The 14,560-nt window shown below is 49.0% G+C and carries 11 protein-coding genes and 3 pseudogenes; 4 read left to right on the forward strand and 10 right to left on the reverse strand.

Annotated elements, in window-relative coordinates:
* Positions 1-40: 40 nt before the first annotated feature.
* The 5 genes and pseudogenes from BN1044_RS21510 to BN1044_RS21530 form a co-directional block, all read right to left on the reverse strand.
* Positions 41-1,099, reverse strand: a pseudogene (locus BN1044_RS21510) (methionine ABC transporter ATP-binding protein); the annotation flags it as partial.
* A 2-nt stretch (positions 1,100-1,101) separates the two neighbouring features.
* Complete coding sequence (locus BN1044_RS21515) at positions 1,102-1,914, reverse strand: MetQ/NlpA family ABC transporter substrate-binding protein (protein WP_072310394.1); 813 nt, start codon at positions 1,912-1,914, stop codon at positions 1,102-1,104.
* Positions 1,915-1,953: 39 nt separating this feature from the next.
* Positions 1,954-3,325 (reverse strand): annotated as a pseudogene (locus BN1044_RS21520) (LLM class flavin-dependent oxidoreductase).
* Positions 3,325-4,530, reverse strand: coding sequence for an SfnB family sulfur acquisition oxidoreductase (locus BN1044_RS21525; RefSeq protein ID WP_072310395.1), 1,206 nt, complete (start codon positions 4,528-4,530; stop codon positions 3,325-3,327). The pseudogene BN1044_RS21520 and the gene BN1044_RS21525 overlap by 1 nt, the downstream one beginning before the upstream one ends.
* A 23-nt stretch (positions 4,531-4,553) precedes the next feature.
* Entirely contained in the window at positions 4,554-5,723 is a 1,170-nt protein-coding gene (locus tag BN1044_RS21530; RefSeq protein ID WP_247650384.1) for an SfnB family sulfur acquisition oxidoreductase, read from the reverse strand.
* Positions 5,724-6,134: 411 nt separating this feature from the next.
* Between BN1044_RS21530 and BN1044_RS21535 the strand changes: the two genes are divergently transcribed.
* Entirely contained in the window at positions 6,135-6,392 is a 258-nt protein-coding gene (locus BN1044_RS21535; RefSeq protein WP_072310397.1) for a class I SAM-dependent methyltransferase, read from the forward strand.
* Between the two features lie 17 nt (positions 6,393-6,409).
* Here BN1044_RS21535 and BN1044_RS23185 read toward each other — a convergent pair.
* A pseudogene (locus BN1044_RS23185) lies at positions 6,410-6,703 on the reverse strand (Tn3 family transposase); the annotation flags it as partial.
* 199 nt (positions 6,704-6,902) lie between these two features.
* The gene (locus tag BN1044_RS21550; protein ID WP_072310399.1) at positions 6,903-7,157 is read right to left on the reverse strand and encodes a hypothetical protein; all 255 of its coding nucleotides are present in this window, start codon (positions 7,155-7,157) and stop codon (positions 6,903-6,905) included.
* A gap of 209 nt (positions 7,158-7,366) precedes the next feature.
* On the opposite strand from BN1044_RS21550, the gene BN1044_RS21555 reads away from it, so the two are divergent.
* The gene (locus tag BN1044_RS21555) at positions 7,367-9,382 is read left to right on the forward strand and encodes a peptidase U32 family protein (protein ID WP_072310400.1); all 2,016 of its coding nucleotides are present in this window, start codon (positions 7,367-7,369) and stop codon (positions 9,380-9,382) included.
* A 79-nt stretch (positions 9,383-9,461) separates the two neighbouring features.
* Here BN1044_RS21555 and BN1044_RS21560 read toward each other — a convergent pair whose 3' ends face one another.
* A complete protein-coding gene (locus BN1044_RS21560; protein ID WP_081329644.1) occupies positions 9,462-9,668 on the reverse strand; it encodes a DUF1127 domain-containing protein in 207 nt (68 codons plus the stop codon).
* A 194-nt stretch (positions 9,669-9,862) separates the two neighbouring features.
* On the opposite strand from BN1044_RS21560, the gene BN1044_RS21565 reads away from it, so the two are divergent.
* On the forward strand, positions 9,863-11,305 hold the full coding sequence (locus BN1044_RS21565; protein WP_072310402.1) for an aminotransferase-like domain-containing protein: 1,443 nt from the start codon (positions 9,863-9,865) through the stop codon (positions 11,303-11,305).
* Positions 11,306-11,452: 147 nt separating this feature from the next.
* Positions 11,453-12,745 carry a type III secretion system effector gene (locus tag BN1044_RS21570; RefSeq protein WP_072310403.1) on the forward strand — a complete coding sequence of 431 codons (1,293 nt, stop codon included), beginning with the start codon at positions 11,453-11,455 and terminating at the stop codon, positions 12,743-12,745.
* Here BN1044_RS21570 and BN1044_RS21575 read toward each other — a convergent pair.
* Both BN1044_RS21575 and BN1044_RS21580 read right to left on the reverse strand, forming a co-directional pair.
* Positions 12,742-13,209 (reverse strand): tetratricopeptide repeat protein, encoded by a 468-nt coding sequence (locus BN1044_RS21575; RefSeq protein WP_072310404.1) that lies wholly within the window; start codon positions 13,207-13,209, stop codon positions 12,742-12,744. The genes BN1044_RS21570 and BN1044_RS21575 overlap by 4 nt on opposite strands.
* A 13-nt stretch (positions 13,210-13,222) precedes the next feature.
* Positions 13,223-14,410 (reverse strand): sugar transporter, encoded by a 1,188-nt coding sequence (locus BN1044_RS21580; RefSeq protein WP_072310405.1) that lies wholly within the window; start codon positions 14,408-14,410, stop codon positions 13,223-13,225.
* Positions 14,411-14,560: the final 150 nt, after the last annotated feature.

The raw sequence follows: 14,560 nt of genomic DNA on the forward strand, positions 1-14,560 counted from the left end.
CCGTAGCCCCAAATTGCGGGATAGCAGTCAGCAAAACGCTGCCGACGGTACGCTGTTGGATAACATCCAGAGAGCTGCTGATAATCTGCACATCATGGCCTAAGGCCTTCACCAACGCGCTTAGGTTTGGGCGACTGGCTTCAAATCCGCTGTAGCTGAGCCGCAATAACAGCGCGTCACGTGCGGATTTAGGGTGCGGATGCAATTGAGCTTGGAGATCCTCCGGCAGATTCTGTCTCCTCGGCGTAAGCAAAGTTTGCGTGACTTCATGCTGCGGCTCACCAAAAACCTGCCAAACATCGCCAGACTCAATCATTTCACCGTGTTCGAGTACAACCACGCGGTCGCAGATTTCACGGATCACTTCCATCTCGTGGGTAATCAGTACAATCGTGAGTTTTAACGTTTGGTTGATGCTTTTAAGCAAGGCCAGAATGGAATGGGTCGTTTCAGGATCGAGCGCCGAAGTGGCTTCATCGCACAGCAAAATTTCGGGGTCATGCACTAAGGCTCGGGCGATACCCACGCGCTGCTTTTGGCCTCCAGAAAGCTGTGCGGGGTAAGCATTATGCCGCGCTTCCAAACCGACCAACTTCAGCAGGCTATCGACCTTTAATTTTCTTGCCGCTGCGCTCACGCCAGCTACCTTAAGCGGCAGCTCGATATTTTCACGTACGGTCTTGGCCGAAAGTAAATTGAAGTGCTGGAAAATCATGCCGGTACGCCGTCGAAAGGCAACCAGCTGATCTTCATTTAATGCGCCAATATTGACACCGTTCACCGCTACGGTTCCCGATGACGGATTTTCTAAGCGATTCAGCGTGCGAATCAGGGACGATTTTCCTGCTCCGCTGCGGCCGATAATGCCGAATATTTCACCGCGCTGGATAGTCAGGTTAATGCCTTTAAGCGCATTCACGCCGTTGGCATAGGTTTTATTCAGATCCGCTAAAACAATATGATTGTAGGGAACCTCTGGCGTGTTTTCGGTTTCTTGAATCTCTAGCACCGCAGGTTCACGCAGGCTTTCTGCCAGCATCGCGGTGTTGAACATCGAGAGTTGAAGCGCCGATAGGCGAAGCATAGAAAGATTCATCATCGTTACGCGCTCCAGCCTGGCTGATACAGCTTGCCGTAAAATGCGTCCAGCTTGGCGCGCACAACCGGAGAATGCTGATAGATATCAACGAACTTGCGCAGCCTCGGGTCGGCCTGATGCCCATCGCGGATCACGAATTGAATGATGTACTGTGGATGGTCAATGCCGTCAAACAGCAGGGCGCTTTCCGGAGCCACGGTATTGGCCTGACGCAAATAGCTAGGATAGCCCTGAGCTAAGTCCACGTCGTCGAATGAACGAGACAGCTGCACGGCTTCGATTTCTATAATCTGAATTTTCTTTGGATTACTGATGATGTCATCTTGAGTCGCTTTATAATCCACGCCGGGTTTCAGCGTAATCAATCCCGCTTTCTGTAACAGCAATAACCCGCGTCCGGCGTTTATTGGATCGTTAGCGATAGCGACTTTAGCACCCACCGGAAGATCGGAAATCTTGCTGTATTTTTTTGAATACAGGCCAACGTTATTAATAATTGCGGGCGCGTACGGCACGAGATGCAAACCCCCTTGCTGATTAGCATTTTCCAAGAAAGGCTTGTGCTGGAAGAGATTAACGTCGATATCACCATTTTCTAAGCTGACGTTAGGCGCGATCCAATCACTGAACTCGATCAGCTCAACGTTTAAGCCCTGTTTTTTGGCTTCGGCAACGGCCACTTCAAGCGGCGGTGCGAATGCAGCCGTGGTGCCTAGTTTTAACGGCCCTTCGAACTGCGCGGCGGCAAATACGCTCTGAACACTCAACAACAGCGTAACGGCAAATGTCCCGAGTTTTACGTGCGCTAACTTCATGTTCCCACCCCTGTAAATACCAAAATTAAGCTGCTTGTTTTAACCTGCAAAAGCTTGCAAAGGCTGCGGTTGATAACGTCGTTTCGCGGCTGGGTGCAATGAATTAAGCTGCGCACCTTGGCCAAAAAGTTTGTGGCGCAGCGCGCCTTCGGCATACTTGGTTTTGTAGACGCCGCGTGATTGCAGCTCGGGCACCACTAAATCGATGAAGTCGCGGTAGCTGCCCGGATTAACGATGCGCGTGAGGTTAAAACCATCCACGTCGGCCTCATCAATCCACACCTGCAATGCATCCGCGACCTGTGACGGCGAGCCAATAACGCGCCCCTAGCGCATGTTGTTCAAGCAGGCGACGTTTAGTCCAGCCGCTGAAAGCCTTGGTCACCGACTCGATAGCCTCAACGTTTCCTGCCACGATAGGTTCATCCAAATCAAACGAAGCCAAATCGATACCGGTTGAGCTGGAGAAATGCGCCAATCCGGCTTCAGGGCTAGCATAGCGCAGGTATTCCTGGTGCTTTTCTTTCGCTTCAGCCTCGGTTTTAGCCACGATAACGCCCACGCCCATGAACACTTTTAGTGAATCTGCGCGACGGCCCGCCGCAATAGCGGCATGGCGCAGCGTATTGACCTGAGCTTTCATCGCCTGCGGCGTAGCGCCATTTACAAAGGTGCATTCCGCATGGCGAGCCGCGAATTGAATACCGCGTTTGGAACTTCCCGCTTGATAAAGCAGCGGGGTGCGCTGCGGTGATGGCGAGGTGAGGTGATAACCTTCAACGTCGAAGAATTCACCATGATGTTGAATACAGTGAATTTTATCGCTGTTTGCATAGACTCGGTTTTGGCGATCGGCCAGCAACGCATCCTCTTGCCAACTGCCTTCCCAAAGCTGGTAAAGCACGTCAAGGTATTCATCAGCCATGTCGTAGCGGCGGTCATGCGGGATCTGCTGAGTTTGCCCCATCGCCCGCGCAGCGCTGTCGAGATAACCGGTCACAATATTCCATCCGGCGCGTCCTTGGGTCAGATGGTCAAGCGTGGACATACGGCGTGCGAATAAATAGGGCTGTTCGTAGCTAAGATTGGCGGTGACACCAAATCCCAAATGTTGCGTGACGCTCGCCATGGCGGGCACCAACAGCATGGGATCATTCACCGGCAGTTGAATCGACTCCCGCGCCGTTAAACCAATACCCTGCTGGTATACGTCGTAAACGCCCACGATATCGGCAATAAACAGGCCGTCAAACAAACCGCGTTCGAGCAGTTTCGCCAAATCAAGCCAATAGCTCAGGCTATTAAAATCAGTAGAGCGATCCTCGGGATGCGTCCACATACCGTGATGAATATGCCCAACGCAGTTCATGTTGAAGGCATTCATCAAGATCTGTTTTTTCGGCTGGCTCATCAGATTGTGCCTCGGCGCGGTGGGCGTTGCCCATTGAGATAGAAATTCCCAACCGCATGGTATTTCCAGCGCACTGGATCGTGCAGGGTATGGGTACGCGCATTACGCCAATGGCGATCGAGGTTATATTCGCGCAGCGTGGAACGGCTCCCGCCTAGCTCAAAGAGAAGGTTACTGGCCGCCAGCGCCGCCTCAGTGGTATAAGCACGCGCCTGTGCAACATCGATGGAGGCCTGCGCCACGCTATCCGCCGTTGGGTTATGCTGGGCGGTATCAACCGATAAACCAGCAATTTCCAACAGCGCATCACCCGCGCTCAGACGAGCGGAGATACGTCCGATGCGCTCCAGCGTTAAAGGGTCGTCAGTGGCGGCACTCATCCCCGAGTCAATCCACGGGCGCCCATGTTCACGCACAAACGCCAGCATATCTTCATACGCCGCGCGAGCGATGCCTTGATCGATGGCGGCATGCAGAAGCTGTGCAAATGGACCAACGGTGGTTGGACGCTCAAATGCGGTGTGGAAAGGCACCACGTCTTCAATATCAACCTCACAATTATTGAGCAACACCGTCCCGCTGCCGGTGGTGCGCTGACCGAAACCTGACCAGTCATCAATAATGGTCAGCCCTTCAGTCTCTCTAGGTAAGAAAATCAGCACTTCGTTGCCGTCTTCTCCCAGAGCCAGAACCGGAATACGCTGGGCATAAATTGCGCCGGTGGCATAAAATTTGCGCCCAGAAAGTAGCAATTTACCGCCGCTGCGATGCAGATGAGTACGACGCGTATGGGCATTCGGTGTGCCAAACTCAGCCAAGGCATTACCCAGATGCACGCCGTCTAAGACTTCTTGATAGAGCCGTTGCTGCTGTGCCGCAGTGCCATTGATACGCAAAACTTCCAAGGCATAAAAATGATTTTGCGGCACTTGACCAATAGAGCCGTCGGCCTGAGCCAAACGGCTTACCACCTGTGCCAGTGTGGCACAGGACACATCGGCGCCGCCGAATTGAGCGGGCACGGTAATACCGCCTAAACCACTGCTGAAAAGCGTATGCAGTTCACTATCTGGAAGGCGTCGTTCCCGGTCACGCAGCGCCGATTCGAGGGCAAATGACTCGGCTAAGCGTTGTGTGAGTGCCAATATTTGGTCTGTAGTTTCTAATCTGGCCGCAGGCGTTTGCGGCAGCACGTGTGTTGTCATAGCAAAATCATCCTATGGTCGAATTAAATCCAAGAGTGGCGGGCAGGGAAGATACCGTTGAGGCGATACTGACCAATGGCGTGAAACTTCCAGCGCACCGGATCGTGCAGCGTATGGGTGCGCGCGTTACGCCAGTGACGATCTAAACCAAATTCGGCCAGCGTCGAGCGACTACCCGCCCACTCAAACAGTTTTTCACTGGCCGCGAGGGCAATATCCGTGGTCAAGACTTTGGCTTCTGCCACCGCAATCGAGGCAAAAGCGGCGCTTTCTGCCGTTATTGGCGCGGATTGCGTTTGATCCAAGATACTCGCGGCTCGTTTCAACAGGGCGTTGGCGGCATTCAGTTCGATAGTTAAGCGGCCAACGTCGGCAATGATATAAAGGTCGTCGCTGTTACGTTCTACGTTGGCATCAATCCAAGGGCGTGAGCGTTCGCGCACAAATGATTTGGCTTCTTCTAAGGCACCGTGGGCGATACCTGCGTCGATAGCCGCCTGAATAAGTTGAGAAACGGCGCCTTGGATATTGGGCTGCTGTGAAATAGGGGCGAGGGCGATCACGTTCTCTGGGGCAACTAACACGTTATGCAGCTTAATCGTTCCGCTGGCGGTAGTGCGTTGTCCCATACCTGACCAATCATCGACGATGTGCAGACCTTCCGTGTGTTGAGGAATAAAAGTGATTACCGGTTGTTGGTTATCATCGATAGCTTTAATTGCCACCCAATGAGCAAACAATGCACCGGTAGAATAAAATTTCTCACCGTTTAAAACTAAACCCGCAGTGGTTTTGGTCAGACGCGTGCGCATGTCTAAAGTATCTTTCGTACCACGTTCAGGGCCGCCATTGCCAATTCGCCACCCCGCGAGAACAGAACCATACAACCGTTTTAATTGTTCTTCTGAGGCCGTAATACTTAATAGTTGCAAAATGCCAAAGTGATTTTGTGGTATTTGACCAAGCGCCGGATCAACGGCAGAAATAAGACGAAATACCTCGGCAACGGTGGTAAAGGAGAGCTGAGGCCCACCAAATTTCTTCGGCACAGTAATGCTACCAAGGCCGCTATGCGTGAACAAATCGAGCGCCGCGTGCGGTAATACGCGGTGCTGGTCGCGGTGCTGAGCCTCTTCTGCGGCAAACTTTGCTACCAGCTTGGCGGCTTCTATCGCCTCGCGCTCAGTGGTCATTATTTTGGCTGGAAATACCGCCGAATTGGTTTGGTATTTATTTTCATCAGGCGTTAATACGGGCATATATTATTCCTTGTGGTTCTTATCCAAAATTTAGGCAATGGCAACCCGCATATTGAATATATGAAAATTTAAATAACGCTAGATATTGGGTTATGACTTATTACGTTTGGTTATTTCTCTTGCATTAAGCTTATGCCGCACCACGAACTCTTAATTCGATAAAGATATAATTAACGTAATAATGTAATCGGATAGTAATAAGTATTAACGCTTTATGTAAAGCAGTTGCTTAGCCTTATTTCAGCAATGCTTAGTTAATTTTTGATTTTAGATTGTGTGTTCGCTTAAGATTTTGTTCACAACACATGACTTCGCGATGGGCAAAGATCATCGGTAAGGGCCGTTATGACGTCTCCTGCAGACAACATTATTCCGTTATACCAGCAAAATTCCGCGTTCTGGGACTCCCAGCGTAATGGTTCTCAGGGGGATTTGCCGTGCAGTGAAATTCCTTGGCTAGAACGGTTTCTCGCTTTGCTTCCGGCCAATGGTCATATTCTGGATATTGGCTGTGGCACCGGAGAGCCCATTGCGGGTTACTTTATTCGGCAGGGATTCAATGTCACGGGGTTTGAGGACCAATGGAACGAAAACGTACGTTAAGGAGATAGTCCATTGTTTCAAATGAAGTTTAATACTCTCAGATCTCCATTTAAAATGTCATCCGATAACATGAACGTATAATGCCCCAGCATATTGATATGCCCCTGCATCAGTTGAAATAACCGGGCGATATCCTCATCCCTGGTTTATTCTCCATTACCGAGTATCCAGCTCAGTGCTTCCTGCATAAAACCGTGTTCCACAGTACCACTGCGTTAGTGACCAGCCCCAGTGCACCCAGTTGATCTTCCTGCCCCTCGCGGTAGCGTTTTCTGATCTCACCGCGTTGCCCATAAAATTGCACGCTCCACGTCCATGATGGCCCGAGCTAGCCCTGATGGTCGTGAGCTTTTCAGTAGAGAGCTGAATCATGGATGCTACCCAGCTTTAGTGGTAGGAAAGGTGGTAAAATTGGCCGTTGATGCAAAGAAACTGCACTAAGACGTTATTGCAAATTCGACCCCAGCATTTATGGAGTCGGATTTGCAGAGACATTCGAGGGCAGATATATCAGGCACCAGCTGAGGATGTTTCTCTGAGCCACTTTAGGATGGTGTGGTCGATGGGCTTGAGTATATTCAAAATGGTTTCAGGACACCCACCCGCGATGATATTTCTTGAGGATACTCCATCAACATTAATTATCTCATCGCGAAAGAGGGTGATTTTCGCCCCTTCAGCTTTAAGCAATGGTGAAAAGTCATCCGCCAGCTGTCCGCCAATTTGCACTGCACCGTTCTTGGTGAAATCTTCCGACAAGTCCAACAGAGTATATAAGCCTGCTTCATCAGCACCAATTCAGCGTGGTAGAGCACCGCGTTGAAGATCCTGAATGTGGTTTTCATACCGTTTGGTTGGTGGTTCGCGGCGCTTAAGCTGAATAAATCACACATTGTGAGCGGGGATTTCTTGTGATGTGCGAATTCCCGACTACAATAGCCACGTTTTCGCCTTTTCACTAAGACGGTTTATTCATGCTACGAAGCGATGTTTTGCCTAAAATTACTCATAAAAACAAAATTGAATTATTAAGTCCCGCACGCGATGTTGCTATTGCTCGCGAGGCAATTCTACACGGCGCAGATGCTGTTTATATCGGCGGCCCTGACTTTGGCGCACGCCATAATGCAGGCAACTCGCTTAGCGACATCGCTGAATTGGTGGGGTTTGCCCATCGGTATGCGGCAAAGGTTTTTGTTACGCTAAACACCATTCTGCATGACGATGAACTGAAACCGGCGGAACGTTTGATCCATCAGCTTTATGAAGCCGGCGTGGATGCCCTTATCGTTCAGGATTTGGGTATTCTCGAATTGGATATCCCGCCGATTGAGCTACATGCCAGCACTCAAACCGATATTCGTAGCGTTGAAAAAGCCAAGTTTTTATCTGACGTCGGCTTTTCGCAAATCGTTTTAGCCCGCGAGCTCAACCTGAATCAAATTAAAGCCATCAGCGATAACATTGACGCCACGGTTGAATTTTTTATTCACGGTGCACTATGCGTGGCTTATTCCGGCCAGTGCTATATCTCGCATGCCCAAACCGGCCGCAGTGCGAACCGGGGCGATTGCTCGCAGGCATGCCGCTTGCCTTATACGCTTAAAGACGATCAGGGCCGCGTTGTCGCTTACGAAAAACATCTTCTGTCGATGAAAGACAACGATCAAAGCCAAAACCTGATCGCATTAATTGATGCCGGCGTGCGCTCATTCAAAATTGAAGGGCGCTATAAGGATATGAGCTATGTGAAAAACATCACGGCTTACTATCGCCAACACCTTGATGCCATTATGACAGCAAGGCCAGAGCTGGCTCCGGCGTCAATGGGGCGCACCGAGCACTTTTTTGTCCCGTCGCCTGATAAAACTTTCCATCGCGGCAGCACCGACTATTTTGTTAACCAGCGTCAAATGGACATCGGCGCATTCGATTCACCGAAATTTGTGGGTTTGCCTATTGGCGAAGTGCTGAAGGTCGGGAAAGATCACGTCGATGTGAGCGTAACGGAGCCATTGACCAATGGCGATGGTCTGAACGTATTGATTAAGCGTGATATTGTCGGCTTCCGCGCCAGTAAAGTGGAAAAGATTGCCGCCAATAGCTTCCGGGTATGGCCAAACGAAATGCTGGATGCGCTGAAAAATGTGCGTCCGCATCATCCGTTAAATCGCAATCTGGATCATAACTGGCAACAGGCGTTGCTGAAAACCTCAAGCGAGCGTCGAATTGGCGTCAAACTACGCCTGAGTGGAAATGAAAATCAGCTGATGTTAACGGCCACTACGGCAGACGGCGTTAGCGTTACCCAAACGCTGGAAGGCTGCTTTGAGATTGCCAAACAGCCTGAGAAAGCCTTCAATAATTTGCACGATGGTCTGGCTAAACTAGGGCAGAGTATCTATTTCTCTGAGGGCATTGAGATTAACCTGCCAGCGGCGTATTTCGTGCCTAATGGCTTACTCAATCAGCTGCGCCGCGACACCATAGACATGCTGACCGAAGCGCGTTTGCATGCCTATCAGCGTGGCAGCCGTAAAGCGGTTTCAGAGCCAGCGCCGGTTTACCCCGAAACACACCTGACGTTTTTAGCTAACGTATATAACCATAAAGCGCGTGAGTTCTATCAGCGCTATGGCGTGCAGTTGATTGATGCGGCCTACGAGGCGCACGAAGAGAAAGGCGATGTTCCGGTGATGATCACCAAGCACTGCCTGCGCTTTGCCTTCAACCTATGCCCTAAACAGGCCAAAGGCGTGCAGGGTGTGAAAGGGCGAGCGTCACCGATGCAGCTGGTGCATCAGGATGAAGTGCTAACGCTGAAGTTCGATTGCAAACCGTGCGAAATGCACGTGATTGGCAAAATCAAAAACCACATTCTGAAAATGCCGCTGGCTGGCAGCGTCGTGGCATCGGTAACGCCTGACGAATTGCTGAAAACGTTGCCGCGCAAGTCAGCGACCGCGCCTAAAACTAAAGCTCGTCGCTAGCTATTTGCGCTAAATTGGGCTGCGTTCCATAGAACCTTGATAAGAGCCTCTCCACCCACCGGAGAGGCTTTTTTGATAACTATTTTCTCTGGCGGGTTATATGGTCAATATCCGCGCAGGATAGGCCAATATCTTTCAGCTGCTGCGCACTCATACGATGTAAATCGTTATACGCTTTTCTCCGCATACGCCACGTTTGCCAATGTTGGTACAGCCCCATGAAAAACAGATAAAACGGCGACTGTAAAAACGGTTTTTTGGCTTGGTTTTCGTCATATCCCATCATGCTACTCCTCGCGGTTTCGATACCAATATCATTGCGCGAAGCCAGCACACATCACAGATACAAAAATAACTTTTATTTAACATACAGATTGCGCATTATGCGATCTGAATGGTCAAAATCGTGGCCAACTGTACTGGTTTTCGCCTGAAATTTTAGCGAATAACGATCTTAAGCAATGATAGAGAAGGGCAACCATGACGCGCTATCAGCATCTCGCCGATTTATTAGCACATCGAATTGAAGCTGGGCTGTATCAAAGCGGAGAGCGCTTGCCCTCGGTTCGCACGCTGAGTGAGGAACATGCCGTCAGCATCAGCACCGTGCAACAGGCCTATCATTTGCTTGAAGATAGACAGCTCATCACGCCGCAGCCACGGTCGGGATATTATGTTACCCCCCGCAAACACACGCCGCCCGCGCCGGCGATCAGCCGACCCGCCCAACGTCCGGTTGAAATAACGCAGTGGGGGTGTGTTCTCGATCGCCTTAATGAAGAACCCGATAACGATGCTATTCCTTTCGGCAGCGGTTCGCCGGATATGTGCCAGCCCACAATGGCACCGTTATGGAAAGCGATGACTCGACTTATGCAGGCGCAAGACAGCCGAGTATTAAATTACGATCCTGTGTATGGTTCTCAGGCCCTGCGGGAACAGGTTGCGCGCTTGGCCATTGATTCGGGGTGTCATTTAAACCCTGCTGATATCATCATCACCCATGGTTGTCATGAGGCGCTGATCGTGGCAATACGTGCGGCGTGTCAGGAGGGCGATATCGTGGCGGTGGAATCACCTGCGTTTCATGGGATCATGCAAAAGCTGCGTGGTTCCAAAATAAAAGTGATCGAAATTCCGACTGACTCAAGCACCGGTATTAGCGTTGAAGCCTTAAAATTGGCGCTTGAGCAGTGGCCGATTAAAGCAGTGATGTTGGTGCCTAACTGCAATAATCCGCTGGGATTTATCATGCCTGAGCAACGCAAGCGGGAATTATTGTCGCTGGCGCAATGCTACGATATCGCCATTATTGAAGACGATGTGTATGGCGATTTAGCCTTTGAGTATCCTCGCCCGATCACCATTAAATCACTGGATACCGATGGCCGCGTATTGCTGTGCAGCTCCTTCTCTAAAACGGTTGCTCCGGGGCTTCGCGTTGGTTGGATTGCACCAGGGCGCTATTTTGATCGCGTGGTCTACATGAAATACACCGGAACCGGCGCATCAGCTTCCCATCCGCAGTTAGCCATTGCGGAGTTTATCAAGTCCGGGGGGTATCAAACTCATCTGCGCCGCATGCGCAAATATTATCAGCAGAATCTCGAGAAATTTACCTGTCGAGTGAGAGAGTACTTTCCCTGTGGCATATGCGTTAGCCGCCCGCAGGGTGGATTCATTATGTGGATTGAGCTCCCTGAACATTTTGACTCCGTGCGTTTAAGCCTCGAACTCAGCGAAGCCAAAGTGCAGTTTGTCATTGGCTCACTGTTCTCTGCGTCGGGGAAATATCGAAATTGTTTGCGATTAAATTACGGACTGCCTTATAGCGATAAAGTCGATCAAGGCTTACAAAAACTGGCTAAGGCGATTGAGTGCGCCATGTTGGAATGTCAGATGCAAATAGCGGCGAAAGGCTAAAATGGCGTTATCCTAGGTAGCTTCGGTGAGCTGTAATAAAGTAAGTTATTCACAGTACAGCCAAGAAAAAATGATAGGGTGTTAACCTGATTACTGGCTCGCTTCGTTATGAGTTTAATGAGTCGTTTATGTGATCAAGGTGGTTATATGTCTCTCAATATTGAAAATAGTTTTAATACCGCTAATGTAAATACCGAAAGGATGATTAATACCCAGCACAATACAAATCTTCCTGAAACGAATTTATGGGCCGGAGTTAAAGAGTTTTTCTGCTCTACCCATCAGGAAGAGGCCAGAGAATGTATTTATAAAATGTCACATCACGATGAACTCCATTTGGCTCCAGAAGAAATTAAGGATATTTTTACCAAACTATCGAGCTTAATATCTCCTGGGTGGAAAGGGCAGCTTCATATCGACAGTAACTGCGCCTTAAATGAATATACTATCCGCGAGAAAAATGGTGGAGTACTGCACGCCGTTAAGGTCTCTGCTCCTGAAGCAATCCAGAGTGAAACATACACGGATACAGCGTCATCCTTCAGGCTAGCCAAGGAAATACTCAAGTTATATCCTATTGATACCAAAAACTCTTTAGATAATATAGATAGGCTGATCGTGTTTGGCGATAGCCTCTCTGACTCAAAAGGCAGAATGTTTGAAAAAACACACCGCATCTTTCCTTCCTATAGTCAATATTATGAAGGAAGATTTACTAATGGATTTGTCTGGAGCGATTTTCTTTCATCCCCTTCATTTTTAAAAAAAGAGATTATTAATTTTTCTGAGGGAGGAAGTACTTCGGCAAGCTATTCATGTTTTAACGTTGTCGGGGATTTCTTATCAAATTTAGATAAGCAAATGAAATCCTACTCACCGTCAAATAAGGATCTGGCTATTTTCTTATTAGGCGCAAATGATTACATCACACTGCATAAAAGTAATGTAGTGACAGTGGTTGAACAACAAATTCACGATATTGAAAAAATATTATCTCGCGGGGTTAAAAATATTCTTATTATGGGATTGTCCGATTTATCCGCTACGCCTAGCGCAAAAATATCTGGTGATAAAGAGATAATGAAAGACGCGACGGTAGCCCATAACGCATTATTGCAAAGTAAAGTTGAGGAATTGAACAAAGTATATCCAAAAAGTACTGTTTTGTATTTTGATACATTCTCAGCGTTTAACAAAATAACGAAAGTCGCCCATGAGATTGGTTATGATACAAACCATGCCTATACTGAGCATGGCTACATTCATCGTCTTGATGAAAAAGATCCCAAGTTAAATATCAGGCCGCAATATATTTATAATGACCATGTGCATCCGACGCAGGAAGTTCATCATTGTTTTGCGACTATGCTAGAGAGTTTTATACTCAATAATTATGGTACTGCGACACACATAAAGCCTGAGACTCAAAAAACACGCTAATCGCTGATGAAATCTAAGTCTTGTGCATAAAAATCAATGGCTTTGCGAAAGGCTAAAATGGAATCATCCTGTGTGGTGCTGGTGAGCAGTAATAGGGTATCACGCAGGGCGCTTTTAGCATCGCCCACGCTGTATTTAGCCAAGGCATAAAACACCTGTAATGCTTTATCATCAGGAAATTCGGCGGTTGCACGCGTAAGCAAATCCAACGATTGCTGATAGTGTCCGGTCACGCGATAGGTGCTACCGAGTCCAAGATAGGCTTCCTTTAAATCAGCCTCAGGCAATCCTAAGGCAATCGCTTTTTCATAATAAGGGATCGCGCGATTCTCTTGCCCCAAACCATCACAGGCCCATGCCGCATAGTAGTGCATTAACGCGGAGTCCGGCTCGATAACTAATTGCGCGATAGCGGCATCTAATGCAGATGCATAGTTTTTGTTTTTCAAGGCCGATAGAATCATATTTCCTCGCAGGTTAATAACCTTTTGCCAAGATCTCTGCATAGCGGCGGAAAATAAAGACGCACCACATCAGAGAAACCAGTGCCAGAATAGCGCCGATATAACCAATATTTGCCATGCTTAAATGAATACTCACCTGATTTCCCAGTAACGCACCTGCGCCAATGCCGATATTAAAGATGCCAGAATAGAGCGACATGGCCACGTCAGTGGCATCCGGCGCCATTGCCAAGACTTTCACCTGCATGCCAAGGCCAATCGTCATGATGGCGATCCCCCACACGACACACAGTAAAGCAATCCACATTGGGCTTGATGCAGCAGGAAGCAATAAAACTAAGCTCAATGCCAGCAGCACAATGGCACCAATGATCAGCGTGGCAGGGTGCTTATTTCCTAGCATGCTAAACAGTACGCTGCCGATGATCCCTGCGGCCCCGAGCACCAGCAACAGCATAGTGGCGAAGCCTTGACTCATCAGCGCAACGCTCTGAATAAACGGCTCAATATAGCTGTATGCCGTGTAGTGCGCTGTGACCACCACGACGGTGAGTGCGTATAGACACAGCAACGCCGGGCGCTTCATTAAGATTGGAATGCTTTTCAGTGAGCCTGAATGCTCGCTAGGAAGTTTAGGTAATAGCTTAATGACACAAATCAGCGTCATGGTAGCCACAATGCCAATCACCATAAACGTGGTTCGCCAGCCTAAATACTGCCCGATAATGCGGCCAAGCGGCAGCCCAAGCACCATCGCCAAGGCCGTGCCCGTGGCTAATAAACTCAACGCCTGCGCTTTCTTACCTGCTGGGGCTAAACGAATAGCCAGCGATGCGGTAATTGACCAAAACACCGCGTGGGCCAATGCAATGCCGATACGCGAAAGAACGAGGATCCAGAAATTCCACGCCACCACCGAAAGTGCATGGCTGGCGATAAACAGGATGAAGATCTTCACCAATAACCCGCGCCGCTCCATTTGGCTGGTCATCAGCATGAACGGCAGTGACATCAGCCCAACAACCCAAGCATAAATCGTCAGCATCAGGCCGACCTGCGCGGTGCTCATTGAGAAACTGGCCGCGATGTCTGAAAGCAAGCCAACGGGAACAAATTCAGTGGTATTAAAAATAAAGGCGGCAACGGCAAGCGTAACCACTCTTAACCATGCGGTTTTACGGGAGACAGGAGTTGGGTTCATGGCACTTACTAAGGTTAGGAAAACAGGGGAACTTTGCTGGGACTAGCATACTGCGAATTGGTCACAATTTATAGCGCCTAGGCCAATGACATCAAGACAAAGATATCAACTACTTAGCTATCTGATAAATAGTCATTAATTTATTTATAG

The organism is Hafnia alvei (assembly GCF_900095695.1).
Classification (GTDB): domain Bacteria; phylum Pseudomonadota; class Gammaproteobacteria; order Enterobacterales; family Enterobacteriaceae; genus Hafnia; species Hafnia alvei_B.